Annotated in this window: 16 protein-coding genes; 6 read left to right on the top strand and 10 right to left on the bottom strand. The window is 66.8% G+C overall.

Translation table 11 applies throughout. The features are described 5' to 3' along the window. Window positions 1-3: 3 nt before the first annotated feature. On the bottom strand, window positions 4-717 hold the full coding sequence (locus tag ACO055_RS13730; protein WP_422059441.1) for a methyltransferase domain-containing protein: 714 nt from the start codon (window positions 715-717) through the stop codon (window positions 4-6). Beyond that, window positions 714-1,781, bottom strand: coding sequence for a type III polyketide synthase (locus ACO055_RS13725; protein ID WP_422059440.1), 1,068 nt, complete (start codon window positions 1,779-1,781; stop codon window positions 714-716). The genes ACO055_RS13730 and ACO055_RS13725 overlap by 4 nt, the downstream gene beginning before the upstream one ends. A gap of 96 nt (window positions 1,782-1,877) precedes the next feature. On the opposite strand from ACO055_RS13725, the gene ACO055_RS13720 reads away from it, so the two are divergent. Then, window positions 1,878-2,393: a DUF4402 domain-containing protein gene (locus ACO055_RS13720; protein ID WP_422059439.1), complete on the top strand. Its 516-nt coding sequence runs from the start codon at window positions 1,878-1,880 to the stop codon at window positions 2,391-2,393. Between the two features lie 587 nt (window positions 2,394-2,980). Here ACO055_RS13720 and ACO055_RS13715 read toward each other — a convergent pair. Continuing rightward, window positions 2,981-3,643 carry a YggS family pyridoxal phosphate-dependent enzyme gene (locus ACO055_RS13715; protein WP_422059438.1) on the bottom strand — a complete coding sequence of 221 codons (663 nt, stop codon included), beginning with the start codon at window positions 3,641-3,643 and terminating at the stop codon, window positions 2,981-2,983. 59 nt (window positions 3,644-3,702) lie between these two features. Here ACO055_RS13715 and ACO055_RS13710 point away from each other — a divergent pair, with 59 nt between their 5' ends. Beyond that, window positions 3,703-4,311: a thiamine phosphate synthase gene (locus ACO055_RS13710; RefSeq protein ID WP_422059437.1), complete on the top strand. Its 609-nt coding sequence runs from the start codon at window positions 3,703-3,705 to the stop codon at window positions 4,309-4,311. A 28-nt stretch (window positions 4,312-4,339) separates the two neighbouring features. Here the strand turns inward: ACO055_RS13710 and ACO055_RS13705 are convergent, their stop codons facing one another. Further along, complete coding sequence (locus tag ACO055_RS13705) at window positions 4,340-5,056, bottom strand: hypothetical protein (RefSeq protein WP_422059436.1); 717 nt, start codon at window positions 5,054-5,056, stop codon at window positions 4,340-4,342. 269 nt (window positions 5,057-5,325) lie between these two features. Between ACO055_RS13705 and ACO055_RS13700 the strand changes: the two genes are divergently transcribed. From ACO055_RS13700 to holA, 4 genes are read left to right on the top strand one after another with little or no spacing between them, the layout of a single operon-like run. Continuing rightward, complete coding sequence (locus ACO055_RS13700) at window positions 5,326-5,778, top strand: DUF3576 domain-containing protein (protein ID WP_422059435.1); 453 nt, start codon at window positions 5,326-5,328, stop codon at window positions 5,776-5,778. 54 nt (window positions 5,779-5,832) lie between these two features. Then, window positions 5,833-8,397, top strand: a complete 2,565-nt coding sequence (gene leuS, locus ACO055_RS13695; RefSeq protein ID WP_422059434.1) for a leucine--tRNA ligase — start codon at window positions 5,833-5,835, stop codon at window positions 8,395-8,397. Further along, window positions 8,397-8,942: an LPS assembly lipoprotein LptE gene (gene lptE / locus ACO055_RS13690; protein ID WP_422059433.1), complete on the top strand. Its 546-nt coding sequence runs from the start codon at window positions 8,397-8,399 to the stop codon at window positions 8,940-8,942. The genes leuS and lptE overlap by 1 nt, the downstream gene beginning before the upstream one ends. Further along, the gene (gene holA / locus ACO055_RS13685; protein WP_422059432.1) at window positions 8,939-9,970 is read left to right on the top strand and encodes a DNA polymerase III subunit delta; all 1,032 of its coding nucleotides are present in this window, start codon (window positions 8,939-8,941) and stop codon (window positions 9,968-9,970) included. Before lptE ends, holA begins: the two co-directional genes overlap by 4 nt. A 222-nt stretch (window positions 9,971-10,192) precedes the next feature. Here holA and ACO055_RS13680 read toward each other — a convergent pair whose 3' ends face one another. From ACO055_RS13680 to mutS, 6 genes are all read right to left on the bottom strand, one after another. Next, on the bottom strand, window positions 10,193-13,024 hold the full coding sequence (locus ACO055_RS13680; RefSeq protein WP_422059431.1) for a TonB-dependent receptor: 2,832 nt from the start codon (window positions 13,022-13,024) through the stop codon (window positions 10,193-10,195). Between the two features lie 158 nt (window positions 13,025-13,182). Further along, window positions 13,183-13,854 carry a ligase-associated DNA damage response endonuclease PdeM gene (gene pdeM / locus ACO055_RS13675; protein ID WP_422062470.1) on the bottom strand — a complete coding sequence of 224 codons (672 nt, stop codon included), beginning with the start codon at window positions 13,852-13,854 and terminating at the stop codon, window positions 13,183-13,185. Window positions 13,855-13,939: 85 nt separating this feature from the next. Then, window positions 13,940-14,980, bottom strand: coding sequence for an aspartyl protease family protein (locus ACO055_RS13670; RefSeq protein ID WP_422059430.1), 1,041 nt, complete (start codon window positions 14,978-14,980; stop codon window positions 13,940-13,942). A 150-nt stretch (window positions 14,981-15,130) separates the two neighbouring features. Next, complete coding sequence (locus tag ACO055_RS13665; RefSeq protein ID WP_422059429.1) at window positions 15,131-17,539, bottom strand: ligase-associated DNA damage response DEXH box helicase; 2,409 nt, start codon at window positions 17,537-17,539, stop codon at window positions 15,131-15,133. A gap of 284 nt (window positions 17,540-17,823) precedes the next feature. Then, window positions 17,824-20,583, bottom strand: a complete 2,760-nt coding sequence (locus ACO055_RS13660) for a [protein-PII] uridylyltransferase (protein ID WP_422059428.1) — start codon at window positions 20,581-20,583, stop codon at window positions 17,824-17,826. Next, window positions 20,580-23,240 (bottom strand): DNA mismatch repair protein MutS, encoded by a 2,661-nt coding sequence (gene mutS / locus ACO055_RS13655; RefSeq protein ID WP_422059427.1) that lies wholly within the window; start codon window positions 23,238-23,240, stop codon window positions 20,580-20,582. Before mutS ends, ACO055_RS13660 begins: the two co-directional genes overlap by 4 nt. Window positions 23,241-23,344 lie beyond the last annotated feature (104 nt).

Raw genomic sequence — 23,344 nt, 5'->3', positions numbered from 1 at the left:
CGATCACCGGATGCGCTCGACACAGAGCCGATAGGGAAAGCTGCGAAAGATGCGGCACTCGCTGGCCGTTTCGGGCAGCGCTTCGCCCAGCATCGCCTGCCATTCGGCGCGGCGAAAGCTGCGCCCGACCGAAAGCTGCCCGTCGCGACGCACGATCGGATCGGCGAAGGCGAGCGTCGCGAGCAGCGGGAAGCCCGCAAAAGGCAGCCGCTGGCGGTGGAGGTCGTTGACCAGCCAGCCGCGCGCGCATTCGCGGTCCATGAAACGCAGGAACTCGGTGCGCTGGGCGGCGGTCATATGATGGGTGACCAGGCTCGAGAGGATGATGTCCCACCCCTGCCCCGCCAGATCGCGATAGTCGCCGGTGACCAGCCGCGCGCGTCCTTGAAGCTGAGCGTCGGCAACGGGCTCGCTCTTCGGATTGAGGTCGACCCCGACCAGATCGACCGCGACTCCCTGCGCATCGCCCCATCGCACAATTCGCGCCAGCATATCGCCCGCGCCGAAGCCGACGTCGAGAATGCGCCACGGCTTCGCCCCGACGCCGCGTGCTTTGACACGATCGAGAAACCCGACCGTCGGCCGCCGCGCGAGCGTCAGCGCGTTGACGCGCGACAGGTCGGCGAGAACCTTGGCATAGCGTGCCGGCGGCAATTCGGCGGCGTCCATTTCCTCCTCGCGCGCGATCGGCTCGGCGAGGCTGGCGAAGGGGTTCATGCCCGGAACCGGATCGCCTCGGCGGCCAGGCCGGGGCCAAAGGCGATCGCAATCCCCTGCCCCGCCGCGCCGCGCTCCATCATTTCGGCGAGCACGAACAAGATCGTCGCCGACGACATATTGCCGAAGCGCGCGAGCACCGACCGGCTGTCGGCCAGTGCTTCGGGCGGCACGGCAAGCGCATGTTCGACGGCGTCGAGCACCGAACGGCCGCCGGCATGGACCGCGAGCAGTTCGGGCGGCTTGCCCGTTCCGAACAGCTGTTCGCGGATCACGGGTGCAGCGAGCGCGTCGCGCAGCCGCGCGGGGACTTCGCCCGACAGATGCATCGCAAAGCCGGTGTCGCCAATGTCCCAGCGGATCAGGTCGGCGCTGTCCTCGAGCGCGAGGCTGATCCCTTCGCCCAGCTCCAGCCCGCCGGGCACGGCCGAGACAATCCCCGCAGCGGCACCGTCGCTGAACTGGAGCATCGCGAGCAAAGGCTCGGGCTTGTCCTCGAGCTGGAGGTGGAGCGTCGACAGCTCGACGCTGACGACGAGCACAACGGCATCGGGCTCGGACCGTACGATATGCCGCGCGGTGCGCAGCGCGGTGACCCCGGCGTAGCAGCCCATGAAGCCGATCAGGACGCGTTCGACCGTCGGCGCCAGTCCGAGCCGCCGCGCAAGGATCTGGTCGATCCCCGGCGCGACGAAGCCGGTGCAGCTCGCGACGACGATATGCGTCACGCGCGCCGCATCGAACGCATCGCCGAGCTTCGCGATCGCCTGCATCGCCAGGTCGGGTGCATGCGCGGCATAGGCGGTCATGCGCGTCGAGGTCGGGGGCAGGCCGGGAACGTCATAGAAGCCGCCCGGCGCGACGGGCGATCCGCCGCCTTCGGTCGGTGGCAGCACCGACCAGCGGTGCCCGATTCCCGAGCGCGAAGCCATCCGTGCAAACAGCGCACGAATGCGCTCGTCGGTCAGGCGCGGGATCGCCCAGTCGATGAAAGCCTGGTGGATATCATGATCCGGGACGGCGGTGGCGAGGGCATTGAGCCGGGGGAGCGGGGAGCTGCTCATTGCGCGCTGGTTAGACCTAAAAGGGGGGTACCGCCAGCGGATAAGCGCCCCGCCGACTTTACCCCGGATTAACCATGAGCGCCTATCAGGTCAGGTGTGAAACTGCGCCCGATCCTTGGCCTTCTATTATGTCTGACTGCTCCGTCGATGGCGTCGGCGCAGTGCATGCTCTGCGGCAAGGAGGGCGCCAGCCCCGCCACGGCGAGCCGCAAGGCCGAAACCCCGCTCCGCGTCGAGGTCGAAACGCAGCTCGACATGGGCCGCATCGCGGTGGGCGCGACAGGGGGCGAGGTCGAAATCGACCCGCTGACCGGCGTGCGTCGCCTGCGCGGCGGCGTCGTCGACCTCGGCGGCTTTGCGCTCACGGGCGTCGTCACCGTCAGCGGCGAACCCGGCGCCGAAGTGCGCGTCTTCCTGCCGCCGACGGTCGACCTTGAAAGCGGCGACGGCCGCACCGCGCGCGTTGTCGGCCTGTCCACCGATCTGTCGGCCGCGCCGCGGCTCGGCGCCGATGGTCGCCTGCAATTTCGCTTCGGCGGCCGGCTACAGGTCGCCGCGCTCGGCGACGGCGATTATCGCGGGCGGATTCCGGTGACGGTGGAGTATCAATAGGGCAACGGCGTCGGCTTTGGGGTCGAGAGCGGCCAGCGCCGCCTTCGGTTATCCAGAGCCCGGCTGCCGCAGCGGCCGCCTCGTCATTCCAAAGTTCAGGAAAGTTCAGCCCTGTGCAGCGCGCGGTTGGTCGCGTTTCGCGGACAGGCCGCGCCTGGCTTCTGCCGCTATCCGTAACCGGTAGCGATCGCTTTTTCCCCATGTTCAAAGAGCCGAGGTAAAGGCTGGCACAGCCGAATAATGTAGGACAGCGTTTTTTTGCCTCGGCGGATGGCTGGTTGGGGGTGGGGAGCGGATGTTCAAAGCTCGTCATGCTGAACTTGTTTCAGCATCCATGGCGTGCGCTTGAATTTGGCGCAGTGCTGAAGGGTGCGTCGCCCCACGGATCCTGAAACAAGTTCAGGATGACGAGGAATGAGGGGTTCCTCCCTGTGGCGCAGCCATGGGGAGGGGGACCGTCCGCGAAGCGGATGGTGGAGGGGCCTTGCGACGGCGGTGTCATGGCCCCTCCGTCAGCGCTGCGCGCTGCCACCTCCCCATCGCTGCGCGACAGGGAGGATCAACGGCAACTCCTGGTCGCAGGCCGCCTATTCGCGCACCCCGAACAGCGCCGTCCCGACGCGGACATGCGTCGCGCCAAGCGTCACCGCGGTCTCATAGTCGCCGCTCATTCCCATCGACCGTCCGGCCAGCCCGTGGCGCTCGGCGAGCTCGTCGAGCAAGGCGAAATAGGGAGCGGGCTCGACCTCGGCGGGCGGGATCGCCATCAGGCCGGCGATCGTCAGCCCCGCCTCGGCCGCTGCGGCGAGCAGTGCGGGCAGGTCGGCCACCGCGCAGCCGCCCTTTTGCTCTTCGTCGCCGACATTGACCTGCACGAACAATTGCGGCTGTTTTCCCGCCTTCTCGCAGGCTTTCGCGAGCGCCTGTACCAGCGACGCGCGATCGAGCGAATGGATCGCATCGAACAGTGCGACCGCCTCCTCGGCCTTGTTCGATTGCAGCTGGCCGATCAGGTGGAGCATGATGCCGTCGGCCTCGGCGCGCAGCGCGGGCCATTTGGCCGCGGCTTCCTGCACGCGATTCTCGCCGAAATCGCGCTGGCCGGCCGCAATCAGCGGCCGGATCGCGTCGGCATCACGGGTTTTCGACACGGCGATCAGACGGATATCGGCCGGATCCCGCTGCGCGCGCTTCGCTGCGCCTGCGATCGTCGCCTTCACCTCTGCCAGCCGGCCTGCCGGGTCCACCATATGCTTTTCCTTCAAGGGCGCGCGTTGCGCGCGCCCGCGACGCGCCTATAGAAAGGGCGATGGTCCGACGCCACCCCCTGCCCCGAAAACTGCCGCGCATCTGGCTGTTCAGCGACGAGCGGATCGCCGCGGGCATGGCCGAGCTGGCGGCGATCGTGCCGCCCGGCAGCGGTATCGTGCTGCGCCACGGCACGCTGAAACCGGGTGCGCGCTGGCGGCTGCTGCGCCGCCTTGCCCGAACCGCGCGCGCGCGGCGGCTGCTCCTGCTGCTCGCCGGGTCGCCCGCGCTCGCCAGGCGCTGGGGCGCCGACGGCGTGCATCTGCGTCAGCGCGCCGCGGCGCAGGCGGCGCAAGCGCATCAGCTCGGCCTCGCGGTGACCATGCCGGTCCATGATCCCCGCGAAGCGCGCGCAGCGCGCCGCGCCGGCGCCCAGGGCGTTTTCATCTCGCCGCTCTATCCGACGCGGTCGCATCCCGGCGCACCTGCGCTCGGGCGGGCGGCCTGGCTTCGCCTCGCGCGCCTCGCGGCCGCCGCGCCGATGGCGCTCGGCGGGATGACGCAGGCGCGGGGGCGCCATCTTCGCCGCGCAGGCGGACCCAATCCCGGCTGGGCCGCGATCGATGCGTGGGAAGAAAAGGCGGCAAAGCGCCGTGCGAAGCTGCGTTGAGATTTGGCGGGTCGAGCGTCGCCGCGGGTTAGAAGCGGAACGCGGTTCCGACATAGACCGCCTGGCTGTCACGGCGCGTATCGGTCAGCGGCTGGACGCGGTCGTCGGTGCGATACCGCACGCCAGCCGTGACATCGATATTCTTGGTCAGGCGATAGCTGCTGACGACGTCGACATTCTGGTCGTCGCCGGGCGCCGTGATGCGGTCGGTCGCGCCGGCGGGATCGCTCGGGCGGTTCATGACGCGCGTCGCGAAGCGCGACTTCTTCTCGGCCACTTCGGGCGCCTTGGCGACGGGCAGGTTGCGGATATCGACACCGCGCGGCAGCGTCGGCGTTACGAATTTCTGAAAACCGAGCGACGCGCCGAGATCATAAGCGACCGGCGCGATCGCGATCGGCGCGTTGCTGCGGCCGACGGCCAGGCCGGCGGTGCGTGCAGCGCTCGAGGCTTCGTCACGCGCACGGATCACGACGGTGATCGCCCGATTCTTGCGGCTTGCATCGATCGCGGCGGGCGTGAAGGCAAAATTGCCGCGCGCTTCGACCGGAATATTCTTGTAGCGCGCGATCAGACGCGCATCGCCCGAAGCCGGGGTGAACTGGCCGAGCAGCGTTTCGGACAGCGGAGTCTCGCTGACGCTGTTGCCGCGCGTCATCGCAGCGAGCGCAGGCGGCAGCGCAACCGTAATCGCCGCGGCGGCGAACAGCCCTGCTTTCCAAAGATGTCGCGGTATCCGCGGCATAACCTTGCGACTCCAAACCCCAATCGAATCGAGAGATAGGACTCCGACGGGGATAATTCCAGTGAATCCCGACCTTATTATCGCGCCCTCCCGGCTTTTCGTCGAAGTTGTTGCGCGAACACCACAGTGGGGCCGCAAGCTGACTCGGCGATGAACGGCGCCGAGGAGCGAATTGCCGCGCTTGCCGGACGGCGGCAAGGGCGATAGAGACGCTGGCAAATCCAGCCTGTGCCGTCTTTCGCGGCGCTCAATTCATAAGGTGTTCCGGCATGTCCAAGCTTTCCTTCCTTGCCTCGCGGTCGGCCACGCTGGCACTGCTCGGCGTCGCCGGGCTCGGCCTGTCGGCCTGCGCCGGCAAGGACAAGCCGAAAGCCGACCTTGCGGCGTCGCAGGTGACGACGATCGGCGTGAACAGCTATCTGTGGCGTGCCTCGCTCGATGCGCTGTCGTTCATGCCGCTGCTTCAGGCCGACAGCTCGGGCGGTGTCATCATCACCGACTGGTACGCCAATCCGGCGAACCCCGGCGAGCGGATGAAGGTCACCGTATCGATTCTGGACCGCGATCTTCGCGCCGATGCGCTTCGCGTCGCCGCGTCGCGCCAGGTCGCGCAGGGCGGCAGCTGGGTCGATGCGCCGGTGCAGGCGGCAACGGTCCAAAAGCTCGAGGAAATCATCCTCACCCGCGCTCGCGACCTCCGTCGCTCGGCGATCGAGGGCTAATCCGGCGGGGCGCGTGTCGCGCCCGCCCACACACACGAACGGGGTAAGCTAAGAATGACCCGCGAAACGCGCTTTGGCGCCTTGGCCGCCGATGCCCGCTGGCAGGCCGCCTGGGACGCCGCGAACAGCTTTGCCACGACCGACTCCCGGAATGCGGACGGGGCCGACAAGCCCAAGGCCTATATCCTCGAGATGTTCCCCTATCCGTCGGGGCGCATCCACATGGGTCATGTCCGCAACTATGCGATGGGCGACGTGCTCGCGCGGTTCAAGCGGATGACCGGCCACGATGTCCTGCATCCGATGGGTTGGGACGCGTTCGGCATGCCCGCCGAAAATGCCGCGATGGAAAAGGGCGTCCACCCCGGCGGCTGGACGCGCGACAATATCGCCTCGATGCGCGGGCAGCTGAAGCGCCTGGGCCTTGCGATCGACTGGAGCCGCGAGCTCGCGACGTGCGAACCCGACTATTATGGCCAGGAACAGGCGCTGTTTCTCGACCTGTTCGCCGCGGGGCTCGTCACGCGCAAGCACAGCTATGTGAACTGGGATCCGGTCGACATGACCGTGCTCGCAAACGAACAGGTGATCGACGGTCGCGGCTGGCGCTCGGGCGCGCTCGTCGAAAAGAAGAAATTGTCGCAGTGGTTCCTCAAGATCACCGACTTCGCCGACGAACTGCTCGATGGTCTGGGCAGCCTCGACAGCTGGCCCGACAAGGTGCGGCTGATGCAGGAAAACTGGATCGGCAAGTCGCAGGGGCTGGAATTCTCGTTCAAGCTCGCGGGCGGCGCGACCGGTTTCGACGTCTTCACGACGCGTCCCGACACCTTGTTCGGCGCCAGCTTCGCAGCGATTTCGCCCGACCATCCGCTGGCCGAAAAGCTCGCCAAGGATTCGCCCGAGCTGACCGCGTTCATCGCCGAATGCCGCCGTCAGGGTACGGCGGCCGAGCAGATCGACACTGCCGAGAAGCTGGGTTTCGACACCGGCCTTGCGGTCGAGCATCCGCTCGATCCCGATTGGCACCTGCCCGTCTGGGTCGTGAATTATGTGCTGATCGACTATGGCACCGGCGCGATCTTCGGCTGCCCTGCGCACGACCAGCGCGACCTCGACTTCGCGCATAAATACGGGCTTCAGGTCCACCGCGTCATCGCCGATGGCGACGAGACTGCGCAGCATTTCGCCGGCAAAGAGGCCTATACCGGCCACGGCAAGCTGGTGAACAGCCACTTCCTCGACGGCCTGTCGATCGACGAGGCGAAGGCCGCGGTGATCGCGCGCGCCGAGCATGAAGGCTGGGGCAAGGGCACCACCGTATGGCGCCTTCGCGACTGGGGCGTCTCGCGCCAGCGCTATTGGGGCACCCCGATCCCGTTCATCCACTGCGACGCGTGCGGCACGGTGCCGGTTCCCAAGAGCCAGCTCCCCGTCGTGCTGCCCGAGGATGTCGATTTCTCGGTCCCCGGCAACCCGCTCGACCGCCACCCGACGTGGAAGCATGTCGCCTGCCCGACCTGTGGCGGCGCGGCGCTGCGCGAGACCGACACGCTCGACACCTTTGTCGATTCGTCCTGGTATTTTCTGCGCTTCGCCAGCGCGCCGTCGGACAGGCCCTTCGATCCCGACGTCATCCGCCGCTGGTTGCCCGTCGACCAGTATATCGGCGGGATCGAGCATGCGATCCTGCACTTGCTCTATGCCCGTTTCTGGACGCGGGCGCTGAAGCATATGCGGATGATCGACATCGCCGAGCCGTTCGCCAGCCTGTTCACGCAGGGCATGGTCACGCACGAAACCTACAGCCGCGCGCAGGGTGAAGGCCATGCGCCGCTCTTCTTCACGCCCGACGAGATCGTGCGAACCGCCGACGGCGCGACGCTCGAAAGCGACGGCGCGCCGGTCGATGTCGGCCGCGTGATCAAGATGTCGAAGTCGAAGAAGAATGTCGTCGATCCCGACGCGATCCTCGACCAATATGGCGCCGACGCGGTGCGCTGGTTCATGCTGTCCGACAGCCCGCCCGAGCGCGACCTGCCGTGGAGCGAGGCTGGGATCGAGGGCGCATGGCGCTTCGTCCAGCGCCTGTGGCGCCTCTTCGGCGATACCGAGAATGTCGGCAACGGCAGCGAAGACAAGGCGCTCGCGCGCAAGCTGCATCAGACGATCGCCGGCGTCGCGACCGATGTCGAAGCCCTGGGCTTCAACAAGGCGGTCGCCAAGATCCACGCGCTCGCGAACGAGATCGAGAAGGCGGCGCCTTCGGCCACCCGTGCCGAAGCGTGCCGCACGCTGATCCTGCTCGTCGCGCCGATGATGCCCCACCTTGCCGAAGAAGGCTGGGCCGCGCTTCCCGCCAGCCAGCGCACCACGACGATGGTCGCCGATGCCGCATGGCCCGCCGCCGATCCGGCGCTGCTCGTCGATGACGAGGTGACGATCGCGATCCAGATGGCGGGCAGGCTGCGCGATACGATGACGCTCGCCAAGGGCCTCGACAAGCAAGCGGTCGAAGCCGCGGCGCTTGCGCGTCCGCGCATTGTCGAGCTGCTGGGCGGTGCCGCACCGAAGAAGGTGATTGTGGTCCCCGACCGTTTGGTGAATATCGTTCCCTGATGCGCACCCTCTTCACCGCCAGCCTCGTCGCCGCCTCGCTGCTCGTCAGCGGCTGCGGTCTCCGCCCGCTCTACGCGAACGGCAGCAAGGGCGCGGTGGCGCAGGTTTTGGCCGATGTCGATGTCGCACCGATCGAGGGGCATTCGGGTTTTCTGGTTCGCAATGCACTCCGCGACCGGCTCCAGGCGACGCAGGGCGGACAGGGCGCGGGCAAGCGGCTGCGGCTCGATGTCCGGCTCGAGGATTCGATCACCGGCTTCGGCGTTCGCGCCGACGATGCGGTGACGCGCGAACGGCGGACGTTGCGCGCGCGCTACCAGCTCGTCGATGCCGCGTCGGGTGAAGTGCTTCTCGACGCGACGGCTTTTTCCGATGCGGGGATCGACGTCGTCGGCAGTGAATATGCGACGATCGCGGCCGAATCCTCGGCGCTCGAACGGCTCGCCTCGGCCGTCGCCGACCAGATCGTCACGCGCCTCGCCGTGTTCGCCGATCGCGGCGGTGGGCGCACCGCCGACGCACCGGCGGCGCCCGGCGGGCAATGAAAAGCGTCAAGCCTGCCGACCTCGAACGCCAGACGCGCCTCGACCCCGCGGTTCGTTTCACTCTCCTTACCGGACCCGACGAAGCGACGATGGAAGCCGTCGCAGGCCATTTGATCGGGCTTGCGGGAAAGGACGCCGAACGGCTCGACCTGACCGGCACGCAGCTGTCGCAGGACCCGTCGTTGCTGGCTGCCGAAGCCGCGTCGATGTCGCTTTTCTCGTCCGCGCGCGTGATCCGGCTCGAAATTTCGGGCAGCGGCGATGACAGTCTTGCCGCGGTTGAAGCCTTGCTGGCCGCCGACACGGTGATCAATCCGGTCGTCGCCAGCGGCGCGTCGATCACCGCCAAGTCGAAGCTCGTCAAGCTGGTCGAAGGCTCGGACCATGCGGTTGCCGCCATCTGCTATCAACCCGACCGCCGCGCGCTGGTCGGCATCGCGATGAGCGCAGCGCAGGAACAGGGGCTCCGCTTCGGCAATGCAGAGGCGCAATTGCTCGTCGATCTTGTCTCGGGCGACCAGGCGCTGATGCGCCGCGAGATCGAAAAGATCGCGCTCTATCTCGACGCCGCGCCAGACCGGCAGCGACAGGTGACCGCCGCCGATATCGCCGCGCTGGGCGCCGCGACGCACGAGGAAGATGTCAGCGAGTGCATCAATGTGGCGCTCGGCGGCAAAGTGCGCGACCTTCCCGAAATGCTGTCGCAGGCAGCGGCGGTCGGGGTCGCCGAGATCCGCATCATCCGCGCGCTCGGCATCCGCGCGATGCAACTCGCGCGGCTGCGCGCCGAGGTCGATGCCGGCGCGCACCCCGCAACCGTCGTCGCCGCCAAAAGCAGCGGCGTGTTCTGGAAGGAACGCGACGCGGTGACCGCGCAGCTCCACATCTGGGATTCGGTACGCGTCGCACGGCTGATGACGCGGTTGCTCGATTGCGAGCGGGCGCTCAAATCGTCGGGGACGGCCGGGGCGGTATTGTTCCGCAAACTGATGACCGACATCGCGCATCAGGCGGCCAGAGCGCGCTAGAATTTTCACGCGAAGACGCGACGACGCGACGACGCGAAGACGATAGCGATCGGCCGATAGGCCCCTACTCGATCAACCTCGCGTCTATTCCGATGTCAGAGTGAAAGGCCGCTTCGCAGCAGACGCAACTTCTTCGCGTCTTCGTCGCCGCCGCGCAAAACCCAAAAAGAAACCGCCCGCTCACCGAAGCGAGCGGGCGGTTTCCGAAGCTTGTCTACGCGATCAGAATTTGCCGCGCAGCGTCACGCCATAAGTCCGCGGTTCGGCCAGGAACTGCGAAAAGATCTGGCGGCCGCCCGGATATTGCGGGTCGGCGAAAGCGGTGCCGGTCGAGGTGCCGCCTTCCTGGAACGGCGAGTTGAACGCGACCTGGGCATATTGCTTGTTGAAGATATTCTGCCCCCAGAACTCGATGCCCCATTTCTCGTCGGGGCCGCGAAGACCGATGCGCGCATTGAAGATCGCATAGCCGTTCTGTTCCTTCTGCGGGAACAGATCCGAACCGGTGTTGTAATCGCTGGTCATGCGACCATCGATATAGACGAGGCCCGACAGGCCGCCGCTGCCGATATCGGGCGTCCAGGCGACGCTGCCGGTCGCGACCAGTTCGGGCGCGTTCGACAGATTGTTGCCCGGCAACAGGCGAAGCGCCTGATCGAGCGGTGCGCCCGAATCATTGCCGACCAGCTGGCCGCGATATTTCGTCTTTGCGTAGGTCAGGCCCGCCGTCATGCGGAAGCTGCGCGCCGGAACCAGCGAGGCTTCGAGTTCGAAGCCTTCCGAGCGGACGCCATAGCTGACGTCGTCGGTCGGACAGGCGCCCGTCGTCCCCGCGGCGGCGTTATAGTTCGGCGCGCCAAGGAACTTGCTCTGGTCGCGATCGCCGCCGTTGAGGTCGCTCGAACAGCCGTTGACATTCTGAACCAGGAAGACCGTGCCGTTGAACGTATTCAGCTGGAAGCTGCTGAAATCCGAGCGGAAGAAAGTCAGGCCAAGGCCGAACGGTCCGGTCGCATATTTGGCACCCAGTTCATAGCTGTTCACCGTTTCGGGGTCGAACTGGAGGTTGCGGACCAGTCCCTGCGCGCCGCCCGCGGTCGCCGCGAACGGCAGGATCGGCGACTTCAGCGCCGAACGGTCGAGGTTGAACCCGCCCGCCTTGTAGCCACGCGAATAGCTCGCATAGACCATCAGGTCGTCGATCGGCTTGTACGACAGGATCGCCGTGCCGGTGAACTCGTCCTCGCTCCGCTTGTCGTTGATCGAGACATTGTTGAGTTCGGCCGTCGAATTGCCCTGGCAAGCCAGGCCGATGAGGGCGCCGGCAAGAGCGCGTGCGGTGGCGGTCGTTGCAGGATTGGCAGCATCGTCGAGAACCAGACCCTGTACCGTGGTACAGACCGTGTTGTCGTTGGTGAAGGTCGCCGAGAAATCCTTCTTGTCGTTGGTGTATCGCAGACCGAAGGTGAAATCGAGTTTGTCGGTGATGTGGAAGATATTGTGCGTGAACAGCGCCCAGTTTTCACCGTTCTGACGATAGACGTCGTTGATGCTGCCGCGATCGTTGAGCCCGTTGAGCGCAGTGAAGCCCGCTACGATGTCGGCGCCCGAAATCGGTCCGCTCGCGCCCGCAATGGTGTTGCGGCCAATCCCGGCCAGGTTCGTGATGCCGCCGGCGACGCAGCCCGCCTCGTTCGGTGAATAGAGACCGGCGAGGCCGCCGCCCGAGATGATGCGGCAGGTCGCAAAGCGGCCATATTGGCTACCGAAGCGGAGGTTGTCGCGAACGCGCAGCTTCTCGTTGGCGTAGAAGCCGCCGACCAGCCAGTCGAGCTTGCCGTCGAACGCTTCGCCCTGCAGGCGCAGTTCCTGGGTGAAGGTGTGGAACTGGCGATAGGCGTCGTCGCTCGGTGCGCGATACAGGATGTCGACCGCATTATAGTCGACGTCGCCTGCCTGACCCGACCGATATTCGCGGTACGCAGTGATCGAGGTCAGCTTTGCGCCGCCCAGATCATAGTCGATCTGGCCCGAGAAACCGTAATCCTTGGTCTCGCCGGCGAAGCTGCGGCCCGGCGTCACCGAGATGTTGCGGCTATAGCCCTGGTTGAAGGCACCAATCGGCTGGCCAAGATCACGCAGCACGTTGATGATATTGTTCGACGTGGTGGTCGGCGCGACGCCGACGGTGCTGGGGTTGTTGAGGTTGCCGATATAGGGGTTAACCGACGCGCTCACATAGGTCGCACCGCAGCATTCCTCGTCGCGCGACGTATAGTCGGCGATCAGGCGGATCGACAGCGCGTCGGTCGGCTCAAACAGCAACTGGCCGCGGAGGAAATAACGGTCGCGGTTGTTGACGTCGCGATTGTTGTTGGTGTCGGTGAGGAAGCCGTCGCGCTTCACCCAGACGGCGTCAAGGCGCGCAGCCAGCGTTTCGCCGATCGGGCCGGTCACGCTGCCCGCAAGGCGCCAAAAGTCATAATTGCCGTAAGTGATCTCGCCATTGGCGCCGAAATTGAAGTCGGGCTTTTTCGAATAGATGCTGATCAGGCCCGCCGACGAGTTGCGGCCGCCAAGCGTGCCCTGCGGGCCGCGCTGCACTTCGATGCGGTCGAGTTCGCCCAGTTCGTTGAGGCCGATGCCCGAACGCGAACGATAGACGCCGTCGATGAACACCGGGACCGAGCTTTCGAGGCCGGGGTTGTCGCCGACGGTGCCGATGCCGCGGATACGCGCCGAGCCATTGGCTTCCGAGCCGGTCGACGAGACGAGCAGCGACGGGGCGACCTGGTTCAGCTGGCGAATGTCGTTCGCGCCGCTGTTCTGCAGCGTTTCGGCGCTGACCGCCGAGATCGCGACCGGAACATCGGCGAGTCGCTGCGAACGACCCTGCGCGGTGACGACGATTTCGCTGCTGTCGATCGCGTCGGCTGTGGCGGTGTCGGCCGCGTCCTGCGCGAAGGCCGGAACCGAAACCGCCGCGACGGCGATCGATACGCCTAGCGCGCTGGTACGCAGGAGACGCGCAGCAAGAAGGGACGATGATTTCATTAGGGGCACTCCTCTCAACATTTCATTTTTTTCGTTGCCCGCGGAACATATCGAAATTGCTAGGCCAATCCAGCCGCAGCCGCACTTTTACGTCGTTTTTCAACGGGTGATGCTTTTTGGTCACAGGCCCAATCGGCACCATGTCCGGCGCTGCGGGGTCAGCCTGCGGCGACGATCCGGCTTGCCGTAGCGTCATGGGCGCGCGCGCCGCCACAAGGGATCGACAACAGGCGGCCGCGCGCGACGAGCATCGCGGCATAGGGGCCGGCAAAATTTGCACCGATCACAGCATCTTCGGCCGCAAGGCCGCCCGTCAGGCTGCCGAAAGCGGGCAGGATCAGGCGCTGCGCGTCGCCCGCAAAACAGGGGCGCGAAACGGGACGCCCGCGCAAGGTCAGCCGCAGCTTCGGGTGGAAATGACCCGAAACCTCGGGCCGCGCTTCGCCGCGCTGGCTCTGGTGGCGGAAGATGATCCCGTCGACGATCAGCTCGTCGGCGACCTCGCCGCCCCAGGCGCCGCCGGTAAGCCCGTCATGATTGCCCGCGATCCACACGAGCCTGGCCGCCGCTGCCTGGCCGCGCAGCCGCTGCGCGACCTCGGGAACGACGCGGCTCGCCGCATCGCGATCATGAAAGCTGTCGCCGAGGCACCAGATCGCGCGCGCGCCGGTCGCCGCCGCCAGCGCCGCCAGCCGGTCGAGCGTGTCATGGCTGTCATAGGGAGGCAGTGGCTGCCCATGCGCCGCGTACCAGCTCGCCTTTTCGAGGTGGAGGTCGGCAACGATCAGCGCGCCGTGCCGCGGCCAGAACAGCGCGCGGTCGGCCAGCATGCGGAATTGCTGGCCTGCAAAGTCGAAGAGCGCGCCGGTGGTCACCGCGTGGCTATGGCAACACGCCCCCGTTGGAGCAAGCGTCCTAGCTGCCGCGGACCGCGAAGTTTGCGGCGAGCCGTTGCCGGGTCTCGCGGCTCGCGCCATCGGGCAGGTCAAAGACGACGCGCTTGTTAGGGAAATCGATCTCGACGCGGTCGAACAGCGACAGGCTGTCCATTCCGAGCAGCAAGGCCGGCCGCTCGTTCAGCCCCAGCGCCCGGAACGCCTGGCTGTCGGCAAAGCTGACGTTCAGGTCGTTGATGTCCATCCCGTTGATCACGATGCGTTTGATCGTCGTGCGCATCGCCGGCACGGTCTCGCCCGTCACCGCGCCGAGCTCGGTCGCCACGAAGGGATAGCGGTTCGCGCGCCGGTCGGCGACGAGCTTTTGCATCGCCAGATTGCCGACGCTCGTTTGCGCGCCGGTATCGACGATCACGTCGATCCGCTTGCCGCCCAGGCGCGCGTCGGAGAGGATCAGGCGCCCCGCCGAATTGCGCGCGGTGACGACGATCGCATCGTCATCCTTGATCAGCGACGGCGCGCGCCGTCGCGTTTCCAGGATCTGCATGCTCTCCTTGCGGAAATCGATCAGGATTCGCCGTTCCTCGAGCATATCGACGCCGATCAGCCCCGCAGCACCGATATGGCGGCCGAAAAAGGCGGGCGCATCAACGCCGGCCAGATGCAGGTCGGACATCTGCAACGCCGCGATGCGGTAACTCGGCACCGTGGTCGAACTGCCGATCGTCGCGAGACGCAGCTTGGCGCCCTCGACCAGTCCCAGCCGTTCGGCCAGCTCGCGCGCGATCACCGTGCGTTCGGCGCCGGTGTCGACGAGAAAGGAATAGGGGCCCTTGCCGCCGATCATCACCTGCACCGACATGCGCCGCGTCGCGTCGAGATCGAACGGTTGGATGAAGGGCACCACCACCACCGGCGGTGTGACGGTTTCGGCGGGAGGCACGGCCGATGGGGCCGAACCGGGAGGCGAAATGGGCGCCTGGGCGGGCGCCGCGCCGACCAGCAACGGGGCGGCGAGCAGCAGGGCCAGGGAGATGGACCGCTTCAAGGCTTGGGTCATCGCAGGCATCCTCACTATATTTTGCCGCAATCTACGCTTCCTCGCTGTTCGCGGCAAGCGAAACGCCGGTTACGCCCGCACGGCTCGCTGTGCCGCAGGCATGGCGAGGTGGCCGCGGCGTAGCTGCGGACGGAGGGGCGCGGGGAGGATCTAGCCCGGATGCATCGCTGCCTCGGCCAGCGCATCTGCCAGCTCGCCGAGCAGCGCATCGTCGAGGTCCGACGCCGCGACATTTTCGCGCCCGATCAGGACCAGAACGGGGATGGCAAGCGGACTGATCCTCTCGAGCGTCTGATGCACCATCGTCCCCGCTGCACGGTCGAGCAGGTCGCCGAGCCGCGCGACGTCGGTCAGCCGCTCGCGCGCATCGGCCCACGCGGCTTCGAGCAGCAGATGGTCGGGCTCATATTTGCGCAGCACGTCAAAGATCAGGTCGGTCGAGAACGTCACCTGCTTGCCGGTCTTGCGCTTGCCCGGATGCTGGCGCTCGATCAGCCCGCCGATCACCGCAACCTCGCGAAAGGCGCGCTTGAGCAGGTGCGAATTCTCGACCCATTCGACGAACTCGTCCTCGAGGATAGCCGCGTCGAACAAGGTGCCGGGATGGGCCACCGGCCGCAACGACCAGATCGCGATCGCATAGTCCGACGCAACGAAACCCAGCGGCTGAAGCCCCGCGCGCTCCATCCGCTTGGTGATCAGCATGCCGAGCGACTGGTGCGCGTTCCACCCTTCGAACGGATAGCAGACCAGATAATGATGGCCCTCGTGCGGGAACGTCTCGACCAGCAGTTCGCCCGGGCGCGGCAAGACCGAGCGCAGCTGTTGCATCTCCAGCCAGAAACGGACGTCCTCGGGAAACCGCTGCCAGCTCGCCGGATCGGCCAGGAAACCGCGCACCCGGTCGGCAAGCCGCGTCGTCAGCGCCATGCGGGCGCCGACATATGAGGGGATACGCGCAGGACGCGTCGTCGCGCGGACATAAAGGTCGGTGTCGCGAATGCTTTCGACCTCGAGGCTGAGCCCCGCGAAAGCGAATGTGTCGCCGGGGGTGAGCGTGCTCGCGAAATATTCCTCGACGCTTCCCAGTCTGCGGCCGTTCTTGAAGCGCACGTCGAGCGTCGGCGCATCGACGATGATCCCGGCGTTCAGCCGGTGCTGCGCCGCAAGCCGCGGGTGCGCGATGCGCCAGCCGCCCTGCCCGTCGGGCGCGAGGCGGCGGAAGCGGTCATAGCCTTTGAGCGCATAGCCGCCGTCGCGCACGAAACCGAGCAGGCGGGTGAAAGTCGCGGCGTCGATCCACCGATAGGGCGCCGCGGAGCGGATTTCGGCGAGCAGCGCGTCTTCCTTGAACGGCGCCGCGCAGGCGAGCGCCATCACATGCTGCGCGAGGACGTCGAGCGCGCCGGGGCGAAAGCGGTCGGCGTCGCGCTCGCCCGCATCGACGGCATCGAGCGCTGCCTGCGCCTCGAGATATTCGAAACGATTGCCGGGCACGATCAGCGCTTTGCTCGGTTCGTCGAGCCGGTGGTTGGCGCGCCCGATGCGCTGAAGCAGGCGCGACGAGCCCTTCGGCGCCCCCATCTGGATCACGCAATCGACATCGCCCCAGTCGAGCCCGAGGTCGAGGCTCGACGTCGCGACGAGCGCGCGCAGCCGCCCCTCGGCCATCGCCGCTTCGGCGCGCTGCCGCGCCTCGCGGTCGAGGCTGCCGTGGTGGATCGCGATCGGCAGCGACAGGTCGTTGACCTTCCACAGCTCCTGAAAGATCAGCTCGGCCAGCCCGCGTGTGTTGCAAAAGATGATCGTGGTGCGGTTCTTCGCCACCACGTCCATCACCTGATGCACGGCATAGCGCCCCGAATGTCCCGCCCAAGGCACCGCCCCCTCTGGCAGCAAGATCCGGATATCCGGCTCGGCGCCTGGCTCGCCTTCGACAAGCGTCACCCGGCTTGCGTCGGCATCGGGCGCCAGCCAGGCGGCATATTGGTCCGGATCGGCGATCGTCGCCGACAGTCCGACACGGCGGAGCGCGGGCGCGATCTGTTGCAGGCGCGCCAGCGCAAGGCTGAGCAGATCGCCGCGCTTGCCGGGCGCGAAGGCGTGTATTTCGTCGATCACCACGGTCTTCAGATCGGCGAACATCGTGAAACTGTCGGGATAGGACAGCAGCAGCGACAGCGATTCGGGCGTCGTCAGCAGGATGTTCGGCGGGCGGCTCCGCTGGCGCGCCTTCTTGTCCGAACTCGTATCGCCGCTCCGGCTTTCGACGCTGATGTCGAGGTTCATGTCGGCGATGGGCGCGATGAGGTTGCGCTCGACGTCCGCCGCGAGCGCCTTCAGCGGCGACACATAGAGCGTGTGCAACCGGTCGGAGGGATGCTCCGCCAGATCGACCAGCGTCGGCAGAAATCCCGACAAGGTCTTGCCCGCGCCGGTCGCCGCGACGAGCAGGGCGCTCTCGCCGCGCATCCCCGCAGCCAGCATATCGGCCTGATGCCGCCGAAGCTGCCATCCGCGCGCAGCGAACCAGTCGGTGAAAGGGGCGGGGAGGCGCATGGAACAGATGTGGCGTTGCGCGGCGCGGGGGGCAAGGCTTTCGGTTGCCGCTCTTCCTTCCGCCGGCGCGAGGTGGTCGGTTGCGGCCGGTCTTCTCCCCTCCCGCCTGCGGGAGGGAGAGCGCGGCCCGGCGCGGACAACCCCTTACTCGTCATCCTGACCTTGTTTCAGGATCCATGGCTTGCCGTTTCCTTCGGCGCGGTGCCCGATGTCAGGTCAGACCATGGATGCTGAAACAAGGTCGACATGACGATATCGAATCGCCGCCCCCCGCCCCGGAACGGTCAGGCCGCGACCGCTTCCTCGCTCTGGCTCGTCGCCGCTTCGAGAAGGCGCTTTTCCAGCGACTTGACGCGCGCCGCGCTGTCGATCTTGTCGCCGATCAGATCGGTGACATAGAAGGTGTCGACCGCGCGCTCGCCATAGGTCGCGACATGCGCGCTGTGCACCGTCACCTTCGACTGGAACAAGGCGTAGGCGAGCTGGTTGAGCAGTGCGGGGCGGTCCTGGGCATTGACCTCGATCACCGTGAAACGGTTCGATGCCTTGTTGTCGACAAAGACATTGGGCGCGATGCGGAACGCCTCGGCGCGCGTCCGCGGCAAAGCGCGCGCTTCCAGTTTGGGCAGCAATTTGTGCCGATTGGCGAGCGCATCCTCGATCGCGCGGGTCAGTCGGCCGATCTGCCCCGCCTCGGCGAAGGGGCGACCGAGCGGATCCTGGACGAGGAAATTGTCGAGCGCCAGCCCGTCGCGCGTCGTGTGGATCCGCGCATCGATGATGTTGCCGCCCGCGAGGTGAATGCCGCCCGCGATGCGATAGAAAAGCCCCGGATGGTCGGCTGCGAGCACCATCACCAACGTCGCGCCGCGATCCTGATCGGGGACCGCGGCGATGTGCAGCGCCGCATCGCCCGCTTCCTGCATATGGGTCAGGTTCGCTGCGATCACCTCGACCGGCTCGGCGATCCAATAGCTTTCGGGCAGGCGCTTCGCGAGCTTGGCGAAAGCCTTGTCGTCGAGGCCGAGCAGCTCCTGCGCATCCTCTTTCTTGTTGGCGATTCGCTGTTCGCGCCCGCGCTGCTTGTGGCCGAGGCGCAGCACTTCCTCGGCGGCGTCATAGAGCTCGGTCAGAAGCTGGCGCTTCCAGCTGTTCCAGACGCCCGGGCCGACGGCTCGAATATCGACCACCGTCAGCACGAGCAGCAAACGAAGGCGCTCGGGGCTTTGCACCTGCCCCGCGAAATCGAGGATCGTCTTGAAATCGGCAAGGTCGCGCTTGAACGCCGTCGCGGACATCAGCAGATGATGGCGCACGAGCCACGACACCGTCTCGGTCTCGGCTTCGCTCAGCCCCAGTCGCGGGCAGACACGCAGCGCGAGTTCGGCACCGAGCACACTATGGTCACCGCCGCGCCCCTTCGCGATGTCGTGGAGCAGCACCGCGACATAGACGACGCGGCGCGAATGAATCTGGCCCATGATCGCGGTCGACAGCGGATGATCGTCTTTCAGGCGGTTCTGCTCGATATCGGCGAGCAGCCCGATCGCGCGGATCGTATGTTCGTCGACCGTATAATGGTGGTACATATCGAACTGCATCTGCGCGACGACGCGGCCGAAATCGGGCACGAACCGGCCAAACACACCCGCCTCGTTCATCCAGCGCAGCACCGTTTCGGGATCGCGCGGGCTGGTCAGCACATCAAGAAACAGCGCGTTCGCCTTTGCGATCCGCCGCACGCCCCGCGCGTCGATCAGCTTTGCATCGTGGCGAGCCTGCCGCATCGCCTGCGGATGGATTTCGAGGCCATGTTTGTCGGCGAGCGCGAAAATCTCAACCAGCCGCACCGGGTCCTCCCGGAAAAAATCGTCGCTCGGCAGCGCGAGTCGGCCGCGGTCGAGAACGAAACCGTTGAGCTTGCCGGGCCTCCGCCGGATCGTCGGCAGGAAGCGCCGCCCGCGCGCCGCCATCTGCTCGTCGAGATGCGCGAGGAAGGTGCCCGTGACGTCGCCGACCGCTTTCGCATGCAGGAAATAGAGCTGCATGAAGCGTTCGACCGCGCTCTTTCCGGGCCGTTCGGCGAAATGCATGCGCTGCGCGATCTCGCGCTGGAAATCGAAGGTCAGCCGGTCCTCGGCGCGTCCGGAGAGAATATGGAGATGGCAGCGCACCGCGAGGAGGAAATTTTCGGCGCGCGAAAATTGACGCAGCTCGCGACCGGTGAGCAGACCGGCATCGACCAGTTCGGGCACGGTGCGGACGCGATGGATGAATTTGCCTATCCAGAAGAGCGTGTGGAGATCGCGTAGCCCCCCCTTTCCTTCCTTCACATTGGGTTCGACGACATACCGCGAATCGCCCATGCGCTTGTGGCGCTCGTCGCGCTCGGCGAGTTTCTCGGCGACGAAGGCGCGCGAATTTCCGGCGACGACCTCGGCATCGAAGCGCGCGGCCGCCTGGTCATAAAGCGCCCGGTCGCCCCAGATGAAGCGCGCTTCGAGCAGCGCGGTGCGGATCGTCAGATCGTCCTTCGCGGTCCGGATCATCTCGTCGATCGATCGCGACGAATGGCCGACCTTCAGCCCGAGGTCCCACAAGGTATAAAGCTGCGCCTCGATGACCTGCTCGGTCCAGCTCGTCTGCTTGAACGGGGTCAGAAAGCCGATGTCGATGTCGCTGAACGGCGCCATCTCGCCGCGGCCATAGCCGCCGACCGCGATCAGAGTGATCCGCTCGCCCGCCGAACGGTTGCCCGACGGATACAGATGATCGACCGTGAAATCATGGCTGAGGCGGACGATCTGATCGATCAGAAAGGCGGTCGCACTTGCCGCGATCCGCCCCGACGAGGGATGTGCGAGCAAGCGGCGGTCGATCTCGGCGCGGCCGTCCTCGAGCGCGGCCTTCAGCAGATCGACCATGGCACGGCGGCGCTTGCCCGAATCGCTCATTTCGCCGGCGATCGCATCGAGCCGGTCGGCCAGCGCGCGCCGGTCGATGATTGCGCGGCGATTCTCGAGATTGTCGAAGAGATCGCTCATTTTTCGGCGACCAGGATTTGCTTGAGCCGGTACAGCGCGTCGAGCGCTTCGCGCGGCGCCAGCGCGTCGGGTTCGATACCCGCAAGCGCCTCGCGCAGGGCGTCCTTCACGGCGGCAGGCGCTGCGGCGAGCGTCGCGGCAAAGAGCGGCAGGTCGTCGAGGCCCGCGGCAAGACCGCCGGTTTTCTCGCGCCCCGCCTCGAGCTTGGCGAGCACGGCCTCGGCGCGCTTGACGACGCCTGCGGGGACGCCCGCGAGACGGGCCACCGCGAGGCCATAGCTGCGATCGGCGGGGCCTTCGGCAACCTCGTGGAGCAGCACCAGATCGCCCTGCCATTCGCGCGCGCGGACATGGTGCAGCGACAGCGCGTCCAGCGTTTCGGCGAGCCGGGTGAGTTCGTGATAATGGGTGGCGAAGAGGCAGCGGCACTTGTTCACTTCGTGGACCGCCTCGACGACCGACCAGGCGAGCGCGAGTCCGTCATAGGTCGAGGTGCCGCGCCCGACCTCGTCCAGAATGACGAAGCTTTGCGGGGTCGCTTGCGCCAGGATCGCGGCCGTTTCGACCATCTCGACCATGAAGGTCGAGCGCCCGCGCGCCAGATTGTCGCTGGCGCCCACGCGGCTGAACAGCCGGTCGACCAGCCCGAGCCGGGCCGAAGCAGCGGGAACGAAACTGCCCGCCTGCGCGAGCACGACGATCAGCGCATTCTGACGGAGAAAAGTCGATTTGCCGCCCATGTTCGGGCCGGTGACGAGCCACAGCCGGTCGGCTTCGGCTAACGAGAGATCATTCGGGACAAAACGCTCGCCCGATTTCGCCAGCGCCGCCTCGACCACTGGATGGCGGCCGCCGGTCACGTCGAGACAGGGATCGTCGGCCAGATCGGGGCGGCACCAATTGTGGCTCATCGCATGGTCGGCGAGCGCGGCGGCCACGTCGATGCGCGCGAGCACGTCGCAGCTCGCGGCGATCGCTTCGCGGCGCTGGGTCGCCGCGTCGGTCAGCGCCTCGAGATGCGCGGCCTCGGCAGCGATCGCGTGGACGCCCGCCTGCGTAACGCGGCTCGCGGCCTCGTGCAGGTCGGACGAGTTGAAGCGCACGACCCCTGCCAGCGTCTGGCGGTGCGTGAAGCCCGTGTCGGGTGCCATCAGCGCGTCGGCGTGCTTCGCGGGCACTTCGACATGATAGCCAAGGACGCCGTTGTGCCGGATCTTGAGCGAGGCAATGCCGGTACGGTCGCGATAGTGCGCTTCGAGCGCGGCAATCGCCTTGCGCCCGTCGCGCGCGGTTTCGCGCAGCGCGTCGAGCGCATGATCATAGCCTTCGGCGACATAGCCCCCCTGCGCCGCATCGACGGGCGGCGTTTCGATCAAGGCGCGCGACAGTTCGTCGACGAGCGCGCCATGGCCGTCGAGCCCCGGCAGCAACCGTGCGAGCAGCGGGGGCAGATCGGGCCGGCGTACGAGGCGTTCGCGCAGCAGGCGCGCGCCGCCGAGCGCATCGCGGAGCTGGGCCAGGTCGCGCGGCCCGCCGCGCCCCGCGACGAGGCGTCCGAGCGCGCGACCTGCATCGGGAAGCGCGCGAAGCGCGGCCCGAAGGTCGCCCCGCCACAATGCGTCGCGCGCAAGCGCGTCGACAAGATCGAGGCGGTCGACGATCGCATCCCTGTCGGTCAGCGGACTCGCCAGATCGTCGGCGAGCAGCCGCGCGCCCGCTGCGGTCACGGTGCGGTCGATCGTGCCGAGCAGGCTGCCGTCGCGTGCCCCCGCCATCGTGCGCACCAGCTCGAGGCTTTCGCGTGTCGCGGCGTCGATCGCCATGCGGCCCGAAGCCTGGAGCCGTAGCGGCGGCTGGAGGAAAATCGGCTGGCCGGTCCCGACATGGTCGAGATAGGCAGCGACGGCGCCCATCGCGGCCAGTTCGCCGCGCGAGAATGCGCCAAAACCGTCGAGCGTCTGGACCCCGAAGAAGCGTTCAAGGCGCTTCTGCGCCGCCGTGCTCGAAAAATCGGACGAAGGCCGCCGCACCACCTGCCGCGCAACCCAGTCGGGGACGTCGTCGGCCGACTCGCTCACCAGCAGTTCGGAGGGCGCGAGACGCGCGAGTTCGGCGTCGACCTGCTCGGGCCGCACCGCGACGACCTCGAAACGGCCGGTCGAGATATCGGCGGCGGCAATCGCCACCTCGCCTTCGCTGCCCACATATGCAAGCGCTGCGAGCCGGTTGGCGCTCCGCCCTTCGAGCAAGGCGTCTTCGGTCAGCGTGCCTGCCGTCACGAATCGCACAATCGCACGCTGCACCAGCGCTTTCGACCCGCCGCGCGCTTTGGCTTCGGCAGGACTTTCGACCTGCTCCGCAATCGCGACACGGTGTCCCGCCTTGATCAGCCGCGCAAGATAGGATTCAGCGGCATGGGCGGGAACGCCGCACATCGGCACGGGCTCGCCACCATGCTCGCCGCGCGCGGTAAGCGCGATGTCGAGTGTCGAGGCCGCGGCTTTCGCATCGTCAAAGAAGAGCTCGAAGAAATCGCCCATGCGATAGAAAAGCATGCAATCGCCCGCCTTCTCCTTGAGCGACCAATATTGCGCCATCATCGGGGTGGCGGCGGGCGCGGCATTGCTGTTGTCGGCGGTGCGGGCAGGTACGGACATCGGACCCTGCTTAGTCGATGGCAGCGGCATGGCAAGGCACAGGACTGCAACATTGGCGGTTACAATCGCCGTCGGCGACGCTAGGGATTGGGCTCGGGCGCGCG

Source organism: Sphingopyxis sp. (assembly GCF_965227415.1).
Lineage (GTDB): Bacteria > Pseudomonadota > Alphaproteobacteria > Sphingomonadales > Sphingomonadaceae > Sphingopyxis.
The sequence above is the reverse complement of the archived record's forward strand: the minus strand, read 5'-3'. Positions and strand labels throughout refer to the sequence as shown.